At 42.8% G+C, this 12,809-nt stretch carries 21 protein-coding genes and 1 tRNA gene; 6 read left to right on the top strand and 16 right to left on the bottom strand.

The genetic code is table 11. The annotated features are described in order from the left end of the window. Positions 1–231: 231 nt before the first annotated feature. Positions 232–837: a right-handed parallel beta-helix repeat-containing protein gene (locus KEJ24_06125; protein ID MBS7647393.1), complete on the bottom strand. Its 606-nt coding sequence runs from the start codon at positions 835–837 to the stop codon at positions 232–234. Positions 838–979: 142 nt separating this feature from the next. Between KEJ24_06125 and KEJ24_06120 the strand changes: the two genes are divergently transcribed. After that, a complete protein-coding gene (locus tag KEJ24_06120) occupies positions 980–1,180 on the top strand; it encodes a hypothetical protein (GenBank protein ID MBS7647392.1) in 201 nt (66 codons plus the stop codon). On the opposite strand, the gene KEJ24_06115 is transcribed toward KEJ24_06120, so the two are convergent. Further along, positions 1,173–1,742, bottom strand: a complete 570-nt coding sequence (locus KEJ24_06115) for a hypothetical protein (GenBank protein ID MBS7647391.1) — start codon at positions 1,740–1,742, stop codon at positions 1,173–1,175. The two genes, KEJ24_06120 and KEJ24_06115, sit on opposite strands and share 8 nt — an antisense overlap. 249 nt (positions 1,743–1,991) lie before the next feature. Here KEJ24_06115 and KEJ24_06110 point away from each other — a divergent pair, with 249 nt between their 5' ends. From KEJ24_06110 to KEJ24_06095, 4 genes are all read left to right on the top strand, one after another. After that, positions 1,992–2,567 (top strand): hypothetical protein, encoded by a 576-nt coding sequence (locus KEJ24_06110; protein ID MBS7647390.1) that lies wholly within the window; start codon positions 1,992–1,994, stop codon positions 2,565–2,567. A gap of 291 nt (positions 2,568–2,858) precedes the next feature. Further along, positions 2,859–3,170 carry a DUF3303 family protein gene (locus KEJ24_06105; protein MBS7647389.1) on the top strand — a complete coding sequence of 104 codons (312 nt, stop codon included), beginning with the start codon at positions 2,859–2,861 and terminating at the stop codon, positions 3,168–3,170. Between the two features lie 241 nt (positions 3,171–3,411). Continuing rightward, positions 3,412–4,365, top strand: a complete 954-nt coding sequence (locus KEJ24_06100) for a site-specific integrase (GenBank protein MBS7647388.1) — start codon at positions 3,412–3,414, stop codon at positions 4,363–4,365. A gap of 38 nt (positions 4,366–4,403) precedes the next feature. Then, positions 4,404–4,477 (top strand) — tRNA-Phe (locus KEJ24_06095). A 25-nt stretch (positions 4,478–4,502) separates the two neighbouring features. Here the strand turns inward: KEJ24_06095 and KEJ24_06090 are convergent. The 14 genes from KEJ24_06090 to KEJ24_06025 all read right to left on the bottom strand — a co-directional run bounded on the left by KEJ24_06090 (position 4,503) and on the right by KEJ24_06025 (position 12,507). Continuing rightward, entirely contained in the window at positions 4,503–5,747 is a 1,245-nt protein-coding gene (locus KEJ24_06090; protein ID MBS7647387.1) for a tyrosine-type recombinase/integrase, read from the bottom strand. Between the two features lie 10 nt (positions 5,748–5,757). Further along, on the bottom strand, positions 5,758–5,982 hold the full coding sequence (locus tag KEJ24_06085; GenBank protein MBS7647386.1) for a hypothetical protein: 225 nt from the start codon (positions 5,980–5,982) through the stop codon (positions 5,758–5,760). A gap of 64 nt (positions 5,983–6,046) precedes the next feature. Then, on the bottom strand, positions 6,047–6,310 hold the full coding sequence (locus tag KEJ24_06080) for a hypothetical protein (GenBank protein ID MBS7647385.1): 264 nt from the start codon (positions 6,308–6,310) through the stop codon (positions 6,047–6,049). A 3-nt stretch (positions 6,311–6,313) separates the two neighbouring features. After that, positions 6,314–6,580 carry a hypothetical protein gene (locus KEJ24_06075; protein ID MBS7647384.1) on the bottom strand — a complete coding sequence of 89 codons (267 nt, stop codon included), beginning with the start codon at positions 6,578–6,580 and terminating at the stop codon, positions 6,314–6,316. A 16-nt stretch (positions 6,581–6,596) separates the two neighbouring features. After that, positions 6,597–7,325 (bottom strand): hypothetical protein, encoded by a 729-nt coding sequence (locus tag KEJ24_06070; GenBank protein MBS7647383.1) that lies wholly within the window; start codon positions 7,323–7,325, stop codon positions 6,597–6,599. Continuing rightward, on the bottom strand, positions 7,325–7,513 hold the full coding sequence (locus KEJ24_06065) for a hypothetical protein (protein MBS7647382.1): 189 nt from the start codon (positions 7,511–7,513) through the stop codon (positions 7,325–7,327). Before KEJ24_06065 ends, KEJ24_06070 begins: the two co-directional genes overlap by 1 nt. A gap of 193 nt (positions 7,514–7,706) precedes the next feature. Continuing rightward, a complete protein-coding gene (locus KEJ24_06060) occupies positions 7,707–8,108 on the bottom strand; it encodes a hypothetical protein (GenBank protein MBS7647381.1) in 402 nt (133 codons plus the stop codon). Beyond that, the gene (locus KEJ24_06055; GenBank protein MBS7647380.1) at positions 8,105–9,796 is read right to left on the bottom strand and encodes a hypothetical protein; all 1,692 of its coding nucleotides are present in this window, start codon (positions 9,794–9,796) and stop codon (positions 8,105–8,107) included. Before KEJ24_06055 ends, KEJ24_06060 begins: the two co-directional genes overlap by 4 nt. Continuing rightward, positions 9,793–10,794, bottom strand: a complete 1,002-nt coding sequence (locus KEJ24_06050; GenBank protein MBS7647379.1) for a hypothetical protein — start codon at positions 10,792–10,794, stop codon at positions 9,793–9,795. The genes KEJ24_06055 and KEJ24_06050 overlap by 4 nt, the downstream gene beginning before the upstream one ends. Further along, complete coding sequence (locus KEJ24_06045) at positions 10,791–10,937, bottom strand: hypothetical protein (GenBank protein MBS7647378.1); 147 nt, start codon at positions 10,935–10,937, stop codon at positions 10,791–10,793. Before KEJ24_06045 ends, KEJ24_06050 begins: the two co-directional genes overlap by 4 nt. Positions 10,938–10,940: 3 nt before the next feature. Beyond that, entirely contained in the window at positions 10,941–11,120 is a 180-nt protein-coding gene (locus tag KEJ24_06040) for a hypothetical protein (GenBank protein MBS7647377.1), read from the bottom strand. Positions 11,121–11,306: 186 nt separating this feature from the next. Continuing rightward, positions 11,307–11,627, bottom strand: a complete 321-nt coding sequence (locus KEJ24_06035; protein ID MBS7647376.1) for a hypothetical protein — start codon at positions 11,625–11,627, stop codon at positions 11,307–11,309. A 324-nt stretch (positions 11,628–11,951) separates the two neighbouring features. Then, positions 11,952–12,116: a hypothetical protein gene (locus tag KEJ24_06030; protein MBS7647375.1), complete on the bottom strand. Its 165-nt coding sequence runs from the start codon at positions 12,114–12,116 to the stop codon at positions 11,952–11,954. Positions 12,117–12,201: 85 nt separating this feature from the next. Continuing rightward, complete coding sequence (locus tag KEJ24_06025) at positions 12,202–12,507, bottom strand: hypothetical protein (protein MBS7647374.1); 306 nt, start codon at positions 12,505–12,507, stop codon at positions 12,202–12,204. Positions 12,508–12,604: 97 nt separating this feature from the next. On the opposite strand from KEJ24_06025, the gene KEJ24_06020 reads away from it, so the two are divergent. Next, positions 12,605–12,757, top strand: coding sequence for a CopG family transcriptional regulator (locus tag KEJ24_06020; GenBank protein ID MBS7647373.1), 153 nt, complete (start codon positions 12,605–12,607; stop codon positions 12,755–12,757). Positions 12,758–12,809 lie beyond the last annotated feature (52 nt).

Raw genomic sequence — 12,809 nt, 5'->3', positions numbered from 1 at the left:
TATACTAAATAAACATCCACTTTTCTGTTATCAGCGATTAAAAGAAGCTTTATGACCTTGTGTTTTTCTTTAGCGGTTTGTTGGTTACTCTGTAGACATTTTTGAGCAGGCAAATTGTTGCGGATAGCGTTAACGTTATTAGCAGAAGTATTGCTGGATTGTGGAATTCTGGAATAACTTGCATGAGTGGAGTGTTGTCCTTTGCGTTGGCGCTTCCAACAATATTGTATGCTATGTCTCCATATCCGTCTTTGTTAGCGTCAATTCCATGATAGTCGCTCCAGTAGTTTCCGTCCCCCAGTTGTTTTGTTGTCCGTCATCCTGTGCGTTTTGGTGTATATTGACGAAGTTGTTGTAGTGAATTTCACAGTTGAAGGCTGAGTTAAGCCATATGCCTAAGGAGCTGTTTCTTACATCGCAGTATTCCACTGTTACGTGGTCGGATGAATCCAAGTATATTCCGTGGTCTTCATTGAAATGGATTAGGCAGTTTAGGATTGCGCTGTCAATGGTAACGTAAAAGTGCACGTCGTCCCCAGAGTTGTCGTGGATGTTGCAGTTGTTTATGGAAATGCTCGATGACGATTCAGCGTAGACGCCGTAAAGGCTACCGTAGATCTCGCAATCTTTGATGGTGGTGTTGTTTACGTGTTGCATGTAGAGGCTATAGTATTGGCCTTCTCCGATTATGCAATTCTCCACTTTAATGTTGGTTGATGAATAGAGCAGAACAACGTCGCCGACTATATGGTCAATATGGCTGTTGGAAATGACAATATCTGCTGAGTCGTACACGTATAAGCCTTGATGACCTCCATTCACTTGTAACATTTTCAATTAAAACGTTTGCCACATGTTCAAGCCTAATATCGGTGTATGGTGAAACTATCAAGCAGTTCCTAATAACGACATAGGCATCTGTATTTTCAAGCCAAATTCCATAATCAACGCCATAGTCTTCGGTTATGGCCCAACCTCAATGACATACGGGTCGATAGCCGTTCCAGAACCGCCAGTCACCCCGTTAACAGCGGTAAAGTCCATATTACTACTTATGCGGATTGGACCCCTCGGAGATAAAGAAGCCTTACACAGCGGAAGAAAAATGAAGCTCAGAAAGGTCAAAATCGCCGTAAATCTAACAAACTTACAGCGCATCCTTTGCCACCCACTTAAGTAGTTAGTATTAACGTCCATAGGTTTTCTGTTACGCCCTTTACTTCCAGTTTTCCTTTCAGTTTTTCAATTATGGGTTTTGCGTTTTCCCATTCTTCTTCTGTTAGTGGTGGAACACCAGTCTTTTCCACTATTGTTTTGATTATTTGTTTTGTGTTTGCTTCTCCTTTTTCAGTTTTTGGCACGACGAGCCAGATGTCGTAGAATATGGTTGGCCTGAAGGCCCTCGGTATTTCTGCAAGGAACTCGAGTATTATGCTGTCTTCGGTTTCAGCGCCCGACCTATAGAAAACTTTCTTTAATGTGGCTAGGAAAACGCCTGTTGGAAGGAAAAATGCAAGCGCCAAGCCTTTAATAAGCTGGGCAGTAGACACAGTTATGCCTTTTGACTCGCCGAGTCTTTCAAGGGCCGCTTTGGCTTCATCACTGTCAAGCTCTTTAAACTTTACATCCATCTTCTTTAAAATATCTACCAGAGGTTTCCTAACAATAAGGCCTAAACCAAAAGTTTTAGAAGCCTTATCAACAAACCTCTTACCAACATATAAAACAAACGGCTCAGGCATGCTCATACCTTAAAGCATGTAATTTTAAACCTTAAAAATTTTGCCCAAAAATAACTATAAAAAATTACAGTAATTGCCTAAATAATGTTCTGTTAGCAATGACTAAAAGAATGTCGAGCTATAGTTAGCACTCATTGTTTTATATTTGTGATGTTATGTCAAAGTATGCGAGTCAGAGTTTTATCGTTTGGCTTGCGGCGAGAAAATTTTAAGGTTTGAAAAACAGTAGACTATATAGAGGGAGCTAAAGTGGGGAGAATTTTTTGCATAAGTCTGAAACGATTTGTAATTTTGTTTCTCTTGGTTATAGTTGTGGTTGCTGGGGTTTTTTGGGCTTTCCAGAAAATTAATGCGCACAAGCTTTGGGCATCGATGCTCAGGGAGTCGCAACGTCTAAGAACTCATCTAGACGCCGTTTATGTGCTCTTGCCAGCCAAATTTAATGGAAGCTTGGATCCCACAACTTCAAACTGGCTTAATGCTGAATTAGTTTATGCAACCAGTTCGTTGACGGAGCTCATTAATCTGGACCAAGGGCATCAAGTCCAATTAGGAAAAATCCTTTACTTAATAGATACCATCAGGGGTCCCAACATTGATTTGTCTTGGCTGAACTCTACTGAACAATCAAGAATGATGAACACAATCCATGATATTGGACAGAAAGTTGCACAAGCCTACTGGAGCATACTCAACTATACAAGCGTAGACAGCATAAATGGACCACCCTTCTGGTATTTCGGCCCAGCACCACCAAACGAAACAATATTGGAAGAAGCAGCACAACTAGCGCTTAACTTAACAGAGGAAATTAAGCAAATTTAAAACGTGAACCATAATTACACTTCTGGTTCTGTTAGGAGACATTAAAGGAAGCTCTAAAACAATTTAATCCGCGTTAATCAGCTTGAGAAGGGTAATTTTTGTCTGTATTGATAAGTTTCTAAAATTGGTTAGGTTGGAAGCATTTAGGTAAGTCTTATTAGGAGGCCCTTACAAGTTTAAGTGAGCTTCGCTGGCTTGTGAAGCGAGCATTTGAGGCTGCTTTCTTTACTTGTTGGTGGAGTTCAGCTCCGACTCCGGAGCGCATAAAACCTAATAGGAGGTGAATGTGAAATGCCTAAATTCTATGTGAAGTGGTGGTTAGAGCAGACTAAAGTGCCTGTTGATGCTGAGCAGAGGGTTAAGGGTTGGCTTTCAATGCTTGAAATGGTTAAGGCAGACTTGAATGCAGGCGTAACGAAGGACTGGGGAATAGCTACTGGAGGAGATTACGGATACTCAATTAGTGAAGCAGCAAATGAGGCTGAACTTTTCACCCGCTTGCTTAAATGGATACCCTTCGCTCACTTTGAAGTGGTGCCAGTATTGACAGTTGATCAAGCCATAGAATCAATTAAAAAAGCTGTAGCTTCAGCAAAGAAGTAAATCCTTAAACATTTTAACAGGCTTCCACTTTCACCTTTTTAAGCAAAGCTTCCTTTTCTTTTAGGAGCTGAAAACGATAAAACGTTGTAAAACTTAAAAATGGCGCTAATTTTATTTCAAAAACCAAAGTTATCATCAGCTTTTAAACGAAAGCGTGAGCATCGCTGCCTCAATAACAAGCCCCTTTGCATTCAAACTTTATAGACAAATGATACATCGCTTGTGTAGTGTTCTGTTAGTAATGTCCAACGAAAAATGCTTATTTTGGCTTTTTCGCGTTTTGTTTTGTGTTTTGTCAGGCTTCGACGTTAAAGGGAAAATCCTAGAGTTTGCATGGTTCCTTAAAAAGCAAGGTTACAGTGAAGAAACAATAAGGTTGCATGTTTCAGCCCTGAGAACACTGCATGAAAGAGGAGCGGATCTATACAATCCAGAATCGGTCAAGGAGGTTGTTGCTCAACAAAAATGGTCTGAAGCTAGAAGACGTAATGTAATAAACGCCTATTCACGCTTTCTAAAGCATGAAGGAATACAATGGGATAAACCAATATGCAAAGTTACCAATAAACTTCCATTCATCCCAACAGAACAAGAATTGGATGCTTTAATAGCAGGTTCAGGAAGTAAGACCTCGGTTTTATTACAACTCCTTAAGGAAACTGCTATGAGAGCTGGCGAAGCCATGAAGCTTAAATGGACAGATATAGACTTTGAGAGGCGCATTATAACCCTAAACGAGCCTGAAAAAGGAAGTAAACCGCGAATATGGAAGGTAAGTGAAAAACTCATTGGAATGTTAAGAAGTCTGCCAAGGGAAAACGATAATGTCTTTGGAAAATCTAGGTACGAGACTTTAAAACAAACTTTACAGAAAACAAGAAAGCGTTTAGCGGCTAAGCTCCAAAATCCGAGACTTAACAAGATTACATTTCACACGTTTAGGCATTGGAAAGCAACTATGCTTTACCATAAAACTAAGGATCCATTCTACGTCAAAGATTTCTTGGGCCATAAAAGCATTAAGAACACGGAAATTTACATAACAGTTGAGCGGGCAATATTCGGCGATTCATGCAACGATGAATTTACAGTCAAGGTTGCAAGCAATCCAGAAGAGATTAAAGCTCTGCTTGAGGTGGGCTTTGAATATGTTTGCGAGAAAGATGGGCTACTATTCTTTAGAAAGCGCAAGTAGCGAAACATTAAAAAATCTCCGAGGTTATTCCAAAATTAGCCGAGGTAGCTCAGCCTGGGAGAGCGCCCGGCTGAAGACCGGGTTGTCGCCGGTTCAAACCCGGCCCTCGGCATTTTTGGATGGGCCCGCGGCATGGTTTATTTGCGTTTTCTAAACAGCATTACACCTTCGTGGTGGCATACGTATTCGAAGCCGGCCTCTATTAGTTTGCCCGCCTCGTCTATTGTTTTGGCTGTTGCGAAATGATATTCGTCATCTTTAAAGTTCACGAGCTGCGTGTATTTCAGGGTGTTTTTGATGTTTTTGTGGCCTAGCAGCTGCATTACATGTAGGATGTCTTTGGTTTTGGCGTATTCCATGGTGGCTTTCCAATGACGGAAAGTGTGAAACGTTATTAGTTTTAGTCTCGGATTGCATAGTTTCAAGGCAAGGCGGTTTCGTATTCTCTGGAATGTGCGCCTCATGTGTTTAAGCTGCCACGGCTTGAATATCCACTCGCTTGTTTTGTCCATGCGATTTAGCATGGCTAAAAGTTTTGGTGAAAGTTTGAATATGCGTGGGTTGCTTCCCTTTTCAGGTGTTACGCGGACTGTGCCGTTTTCAAAGTCTACGTCTTTCCATTGAAGGTTGTAGGCTTCGCCGGCTCTCATTCCGGTTTCTTTAAGCAACATTAGAAAGGCTGCAAGTTTCCCGTTTGAAGCTGCTATTAAACTGTTAAGCTCTTCCTCTGTTGGTATGAAGGGTAATTTTTCCACAGGCCTTGTTTTAGGCGGAGTCCATGAGCCTCCAACCATTTTTAGGAACGTGTTGTAGGCTTTGACTGCAACGTTTTTGCTGTTTTCATCCCATTTTTGCCTCGCTAAAGTTTCCTTGACGCTTTCTGGATCATATGGGTTTGCACCTCGCTTGGCTAGAACTTCTAAGATTTTGCTTCGCCTTTCAATAGTTGACTCCGCGTAGCCTTGTTTCCTCATCCACCAGACAAAGTTAATGATGATTTCCTTTATTTTCGCCCCGTCTAGTGTTTGCCCTGTGGCTCCCGCAGCCCATTGCCCATTTTCCTTTTGCCCGTTCATGGCCCCTTCCTCGCTTTGCTCCAGAAGGGCCAAGGCTCTGGAGCTGCATCGGTTAAAAGTTAAGCCATGTTCGCTTTTTAAATTCTTGCTTCCATGCTGCTTTGGCTTTTCAGCCCTCGGCCAGCTAAAGCGGTAGCCGCAATCCCTACACAAGTAGCGTTGAACGGTTTTGCCGTCGGCTAGATAGCGTAAGCCGTCCTTGTAAAGCCTTTTTGAGTTGCATTCTGGACAGAAAAGCCCGTTTTGGGCTTCAATTGTGAAAGCGGGTTTTTCAGAGGGGCTTGCTGCGGGAGCCTCTTCAGCCATTTTATATGCCTCAGAGGATTTTAGGGGGTCTTCCAGGCGGAAGTTTAGGCTTGCTTTTGTCGGGCTTATAGTGAGCTAGGCGCGTCAATGTAAGGATAAGGCGGAGGTCTATCCAAAGCCGTTGGTTGTGTTTGAGGTAATGCATTATTTTGTTGACTGTTGGGTTTCGCCTTCGCGTTTTTATGAACTCTTCTATGGCTTCAAGCTCATGGGATGTGAAGATGTAGCTTCTCATGGCTTGTTTAAGCCTCGTTGGCAATTTTTTCGCTAAATTCCAACTGTTGGAATTTCTAACCCCCCTATTTTTCGCCTAGAATTTGCCTCGCTTTTTCCAAGGCTTTCTCAGCTTGTCGTCGTGCTTTAGCCCTTCCTAGACTTGTTAATTTAGCGTGGACTCTGCTTAAATTGTCCAATACTTGAAGCAGCAACATTATGTTTTTTCTATCGCCGACTTTTTCCAGCCTTTCTAAAATTTTCTCGATTTTCTGTATAGAGTCAGCTATCAATGAACTCATTTTGGCATATTCGTAGGCGGAAAAAGATGGGGGCTGCTGGTTTTCCAATGGCTATTTGCCTCGTAACAGTTTTTCAACAAGGCTTGGCGGGTGAACTTCAACCAGTTTTAGAATGGTTTTGCCGCCTTCTTTTTTAACATAGCCTATGGCGTTGCTTGGAATTTTTTTAACATTCACCATATCGCTATCGAAAACTATGGTTTTCGGCTGTGTGTAGCCTACCACGGTTTTAACTCCGTCGATAACCATGGCGATTTCCTGCTTTTCTGTGAAGAGGTTTGCCAATATTTCTACAAACTTATCCATGTCAATTTGCATCCGTTTTCACCTCCGTTCAAGTTTTTCCACATCTAATTTTTTCTTCAAGCTCCTTTATTTCAGCTTGGATTTTCTGAACTTGCTTTTCTAGGGCTTCTTTTCTGCTGCGAAGCTCAGGCTCTTCTTTGCGTAATTGTTTGAGCCAGTTTTTCAAGCTTTCAATTGTTTTATGTTTTTCTAGAAGTTGCTGTTCAAGCTGGGGTTTTTCACGTTCCATTCTAGCGATTTCTCCTCTGTAATTTTCGATTTGGTTTTGGATGGCGGTTATTGTTTGCTTGTCCTTGGCGAGAAACATTTTCGCAACGGTTAAGGCTAGCTGTTTTTCAAAGTAGGCGTTTCGGACTTTGGTGAGCTCGTGGGTTTCACCCTTCGTTAAAGCCTTGTTCTCCAAGTCTTCAAGAGCAGCTAGGAGCCTCTGCTCATCCTCTTGTAAAGCGCTGATGCGTTTTTGCCTAAGCTCAACCCGTTCATTCAGCGTTTTCAACTCGTCTTGAAGCCGCGGAATCTGCTCTTTCATGCTTTTAATTTCATGTTCAATTTTCTCGATTCGGCCGTCTAACTCCTTGTAAGCATGTTCCTCTTGTTGCAGCCTGCGCTCGCATTGTTCAAGCGACATTTTACTGTTAACCCACCGACTGTGGGCTAGGCTTAGCTCATGGTTAACTAATTCGTTAAGCTGCATGTGAAGTTCGCGTAGCCTCTGTTCCGCGTCTTCTTTTTGAAGCAGCCTTGCAATCCGCTCCATTATTGGCGTCTCTCCTCTGCTGTTTTAGGCGTTAAAACCTCGTTGACAAGGCGCAAAGCATTTTCAAGAGCTGAAACCACTTGACTCAATTTTTTACCTTCAACAAATGTTTCCGGATAGTCTCTGGCAAGCTTTTTAGCCAAGTGCAAGTCGGCTTCAATTTGGCTTTTCAGGGCTTCAACCCTCATTTAATATGGCACCTCCGTTTTGTTTAAGCCGGACTGGTGAACCTCCGGCTTTTGGAGGGGCGGGAGGCTCGGCGAGCCAGCAACTCCGAGCCTCTATGCGGGAATGGGACACCTCCTCGCTTGTTTGTACTGTTGAACCGCCCTTTCTCCAATTTCAAGCCCAGAAAAACGTGAATCACATAAATTCTCATTTTTAAGGCTCCAACTGTTTGATTTTCCAAATTTTCTTCTTTTTAATTGTCCAGAATGGGAGAACAGTTTCAATAAGGCTGTTTTTTTCAACTGGAATGTAGCTTTGGGTTAGGTGACGGGGGTTCTGTAATATGTTGGCGATGGCTTTCTGAATTTTTGGAAGGTCTTTACTCAAAACTGTGAAGGCTGCGACGTCGGGGGCGAAGGCGAAGCTTTGCCTTGCAATCCATCGGCTGTTCTTATGATTAGCAATATAATGGTAGATGAGGCGGAAAAGTTTCCTTTGCCCTTCAGGAGCCAAGTTGTAGCCGACTTTGTAAAGGCATATTGTTATGTTGGCGAATTGAAGCCATTTCCGCACTTTAACCACCTTTTCAAATTCAAGCTCTGACAGTCCATTCATTTTGCAACCCCAAACTTGCCGATTTTAGACGCGTCCATAAGCCAGCCGTCAGCCTTCAAAACGTCAATAACCTGTTTCGGCTCCAAGCCAAGCTCCTGAATTTTCGCGTATAAGGCGAAAGCATCCACAAGGCCGTCGGAATCCTTGTTTTCTATAAGCCAGACGGTGAGTTGTTTAAGGGCTTCTTTTAGTGTAGTTTGTGTATTTAGTGCAGTTTGTGAAGTTGGGGAGACGTAAGAGTTTTGGAAGCCTAGGCGTTCAGCAAGGTCTTGCACAGCTTTAAGTGTAAGGTAGTATTCAACTCCACGTCCAACTCTACGTTTCTCAGTGAAACCTAAACGCTTGAGAGCGCGGCCCAGCCACTTGGTTGACAACCATTTTTGCTCTTCATCGTAGGCTTGAGACATTGTCTCCTTAATCTGTCGGACAGAGAAGTAGCCATCCTGTGTTACAAGCTTCGTTAAAGTTTCAACCAGAATAAACTCTGCTGTCTCCGTAATGTTTTCAACTTGTTTTTCTTCAGTTGTTCGGCTGGCAAGGTTAATCATTTTCTGTAAAAGGTTTAACTCTGGATTATACTTGTCAAAGAAGGCTGCGAGAGTGAAAATAGGCCTCCACAGCTCTAAATCTCTAGCAGAAACGTTTGTCTCCTTAACTTCACAAACTGCACTTTGTGCACAAACTACACTAAAATAGTCTAAGAAAAGCACATAAAGCCTACTGCGGATCTGCTGCCAAACGGGATCTGCAATATTAGGCTCCGCGTTTATGATGGCCTTATTCTTGCCCCGCTTCATAATTATGGGAATACACCGTTCCTCTAGGACATTTTCAATTCCTTCGATATTGCAAACGATTTTGGGTGAGTAAACCTCAAAGGCTTCAGGAACAAGCTTTTCGCTACGTTTTTTCTCTGTGCGGTAAACTACCGCGCCTTTCTTGTAGCCTGTTAAAAGCAGATTGCGAAGCTCTTCCGCTCGCTCTTTAGCGGCAAGTTTCTCACTCTCATCCAATAGTAGAGTACAGCGGCCGCTTTGTGTTAGGCGGTACAGCGAGGCTGTTGATATATTATTGGTGAAAATCGCATTGAAGGCCAATAGGCTTGCAACGGTTAGAAGCTTAGTTTTCCCAGCTTGTTTCAGTCCGCCCACATAAACATATGGATATGTGTTGAAGAGATGGAAAAAGTATGTTCCAACGGTCCAGAGGGTTATGAAATCGTAAATATCAGGATTTTCGAATTCTATGTATGTTTGATAGGCTTTCTTAACCATATCGTAAACTTCGGCGGGATTGACAGATGCTCCTTCAAGCCAGGCTTTAACGCCCTCGAGGGGCCACCTGTTTTCAAACTCGACAATGCGGTAGGCTAAACGCCAATGGAGAGGCTTCAACGCGTCTTTGTGTAATGGAATCTTCTGCCTATCCGAAGTTATTAAAAATGGCAGCTCCCTTTCTTCCTGATTGCCTTCCTCATCGACTGTTAGGCACGGAAGTGTAACGCCCACAACGGCTCGGCCGTCAACCACATCTATGGCTGGATGCACTTTACGCATGAGTCCATCAAATTTAGGCAAGACTGTTAGTTTGCCAAGCCTAAACGCGTTTCCAGCCTCAATTTCAGCTTGAATCTGCTTTTCCGCCTTAACTTCAGCCTCAATTTTAGCCAACTCATCCACAACGCTCATTTCACAACCTCTCTGATTACTTCGCGGATTAAACTGACTCCAGCTAGGGCGGAGCCTAGGCTCACGCGATTTTTGTAATGATAGTCGACAAGGGCGAGACGCGCAGCCCTCTCCTCATCCCTCGTTAAATCGCAAACCCGTTCAATTATTCTCCTTGCAGACTCGTAGGCTATACCCCTCTTGATGCAAAAGCCCAAGAACGCCATCTCAAGCTGATTCCTTCGGCCCTTAACCCAATACCGGGCTAAGAATTGAGCCGCCCGCTCTTCCTCCTCATTTGGCAAAGACACCATAAACTCATGCAATTTTAACGGAACTTGAACCAACTTCTCAGCCTTAAAACTCATTATCTTAGCTGTGTCAGCCTCTGAGAACGAAATTCCAAAACATTCAAGCAGGGTTTCGTTTGGAAGGGGTTGAAAGGTTTCCGGATCCAACAGCCTACTCCATTTACCAGCTGCTTGATGCTTGCCCAATGGAAGCTTAACAAAGTTGCCATACGGCCTTTCAGGCGTAAGCTCCGTCTGCTTTGGGAAAAGTTCAATCTCTCGAGGGTTTAAACCAGCCAACTCTAAAATTCGCATGCCAAGCCAACGAGCAACCTTAGCATAGGTTGGGACATTGAATAAAACCCAAACATGATATGAAGGATCCGGATAACGGCTAGCCTCAAGTAAGACCGCATGAGGCCATATACGCGGCCTTTCTACGTCGCCCTCACGCTTCTTCTGGAAGCAGGTTTGCAATATTTTACGAGCTGCAGCCTCTGGATCACTCAGCCTTTCAGGATCCAAGTCAAAGCATACATACTTAACTGTGTTGTCTAAGCCTAACTGGTAGGCCCCGACGGTTAGCATTCCCGTTAAATGATCCTGCAAAACATCCAACATTAATGGCTGTTCGACTTTAACGTAACTGCCATCATTTTTCTGTAGGCAGTGGCAATCTACACGGTTGACGAAACACTTAAAAACCACTTCAGCTAAACAAATGGTCATTTTAATGCCTTCTTAACGTCTCGGCAGGTTAAGTCGCTTGATTTTGCACAGGTTTTGCAAACATTTGGCGGAATGGGTTTATTTTGGCCTATACAACCTGCAAGCGTGCCATCTTCCTTAATTTTAGGTTTTCGCTCACTCATGTTTTAGTCACCTCCTTTTAGCGGTTTTTCCGTGATATACAATTTAAAAGGAGCTTTTTTGTCAAAAACGACTTTTACATCACTGAAATTTTTGATATAGTCGATAACCTGGGCTATGTCTCGATATTTACCATACAAAACAATCGCATAAAACAGCTCCATTTCATACAACTCTTCTTTCATCCTATTCCTCCTACCTGTTTTAAGCCCCTCATTCGGGCTGGATCCGTCAAAAGTTAGAGGCCAATCATCTAGAAGCGAAAAATCTTTAAACTCGTTGATTATTATGTAATATTTTGCCCACGTTCGGGTGAGGCCTTTGACAGCTAGCCCCTGGATGAAAGGCCTCTAACTCATGACTTTAACTTTTTACTTTTTCACCTCCTTCTCATGAATTATGTAAACCCGTGCGTTTTCCCCTTTACCTGTAATGGTAACACGATAAGAATTTGGCAAAATGCCTTCTTGGATCAACTTTCTTATGCGATCTCTCGCTGTGGATCCAGGAATTCCTCGTATAGCCTGCGCATACCCCTCAGGAATGCTGCGGCATAATTCGCTAAAGACCTCGAGGCTTAGTCCCCTACGCCTTTTAAGTTTAAGCTGTGAGATTGGAATAGGTTCGCCGTCCTTTAATTTCTCAATTTCTTCTGACACATCCACTGTGTCTTTTTCGATTTTTCGACTCATAGTCACCAAATAACAGAATTTTAAACACATACTTATAAATGTTTCGCAAACAGTCCGTTTTTGCTCCATTTGCTCCGTTTGCTCCAATTCACTAAGTTACGCATACACGCATACATTACGGTATACTATAACGTATAATTTGGTGCATATCTGTAAATACCGTAAATCAACCGTTGGAAACATCGCATTTCCGCGGATTCAATATTTTTGGCTTCTAGTTCAAACCATAAATTAAGCATTTCAAAAAGCTGGGGCTATTTTGCGAGGAAAAGGCAGTTTTCAACCCTCGTTAACGAAGTTTTCGAGGTGAACGCGTTAGAAAGCCTAAATCAAGCCCTTGCGGAAATCCTCTTCAATCTTTTTAAGAGCCATGTCAATTTTGCGGCTTAACCTTTCCCGCTGCTTCTCAGACAGGCCTAAAACGTCGAGGCTGTGGCCCAACACATGCCGGGTTATCCGTTCTTTTAGGGCTGGTTCAGTGCTGGCCATCTCCATCCTTCCACAGATTGGACAACAGTAATAATATGTGGTCCATCCTACAGCTAAACCGCCTCACCTAATTCTCGGTTAGCCATCAACCAGTCACCTCGAGAAGACTTAGCTGAACAGTTCCAAGCTTCTCTTCTACGTAGCCTTCAAAAATTCGTGGCAGCTTATAGCCCGTCGTGTTTGGCAATTCGAAGCGAATCCTGTAGCCCATATGCCTAACCGTGAAGCCCCAGCCATGGTTACATTCGACTTGAACGCGGTAAGCTGTCTTAACTTTCTCGACAAAACGCCCCTCATCCATTAACCATTCAACTGAAGGCTCAACGGCTGCGAAAGTTATTCTATTCAGGCGGATGTATCTTCGGCCCCTAACAGTTACCACATCATTCATTTTCATCTTACTATTTTATTGCTTTTGAGTAATAAATTAGTAAGAAATATTTAAATATTTCGATTTCGTTAGAAATTGGTTAGAAACTGGTGAGAAAATGGTAAAACGCATCATGGTAACATTAGACGACGAACAATACGAAATTCTCAAAAAAATTAAAGGGTTTGGAACAAAAGACGCGGAGAAAATTCGAAACATCATAATCGCCTACCTAGCAGAAAAATCCTACATTAAAACAGCCCAAGAGTAGGCTCTTACGGGTTTAGCCTGGCCTAACTAGTTAAAAATAACATTTTTCAGCA

It is taken from the genome of Candidatus Bathyarchaeota archaeon, from assembly GCA_018396705.1.
In the GTDB taxonomy this organism is placed as follows: domain Archaea; phylum Thermoproteota; class Bathyarchaeia; order Bathyarchaeales; family Bathycorpusculaceae; genus DRVP01.
Note: the sequence above shows the minus strand (reverse complement) of the source record. Positions and strands in the feature narration are given on the sequence as shown.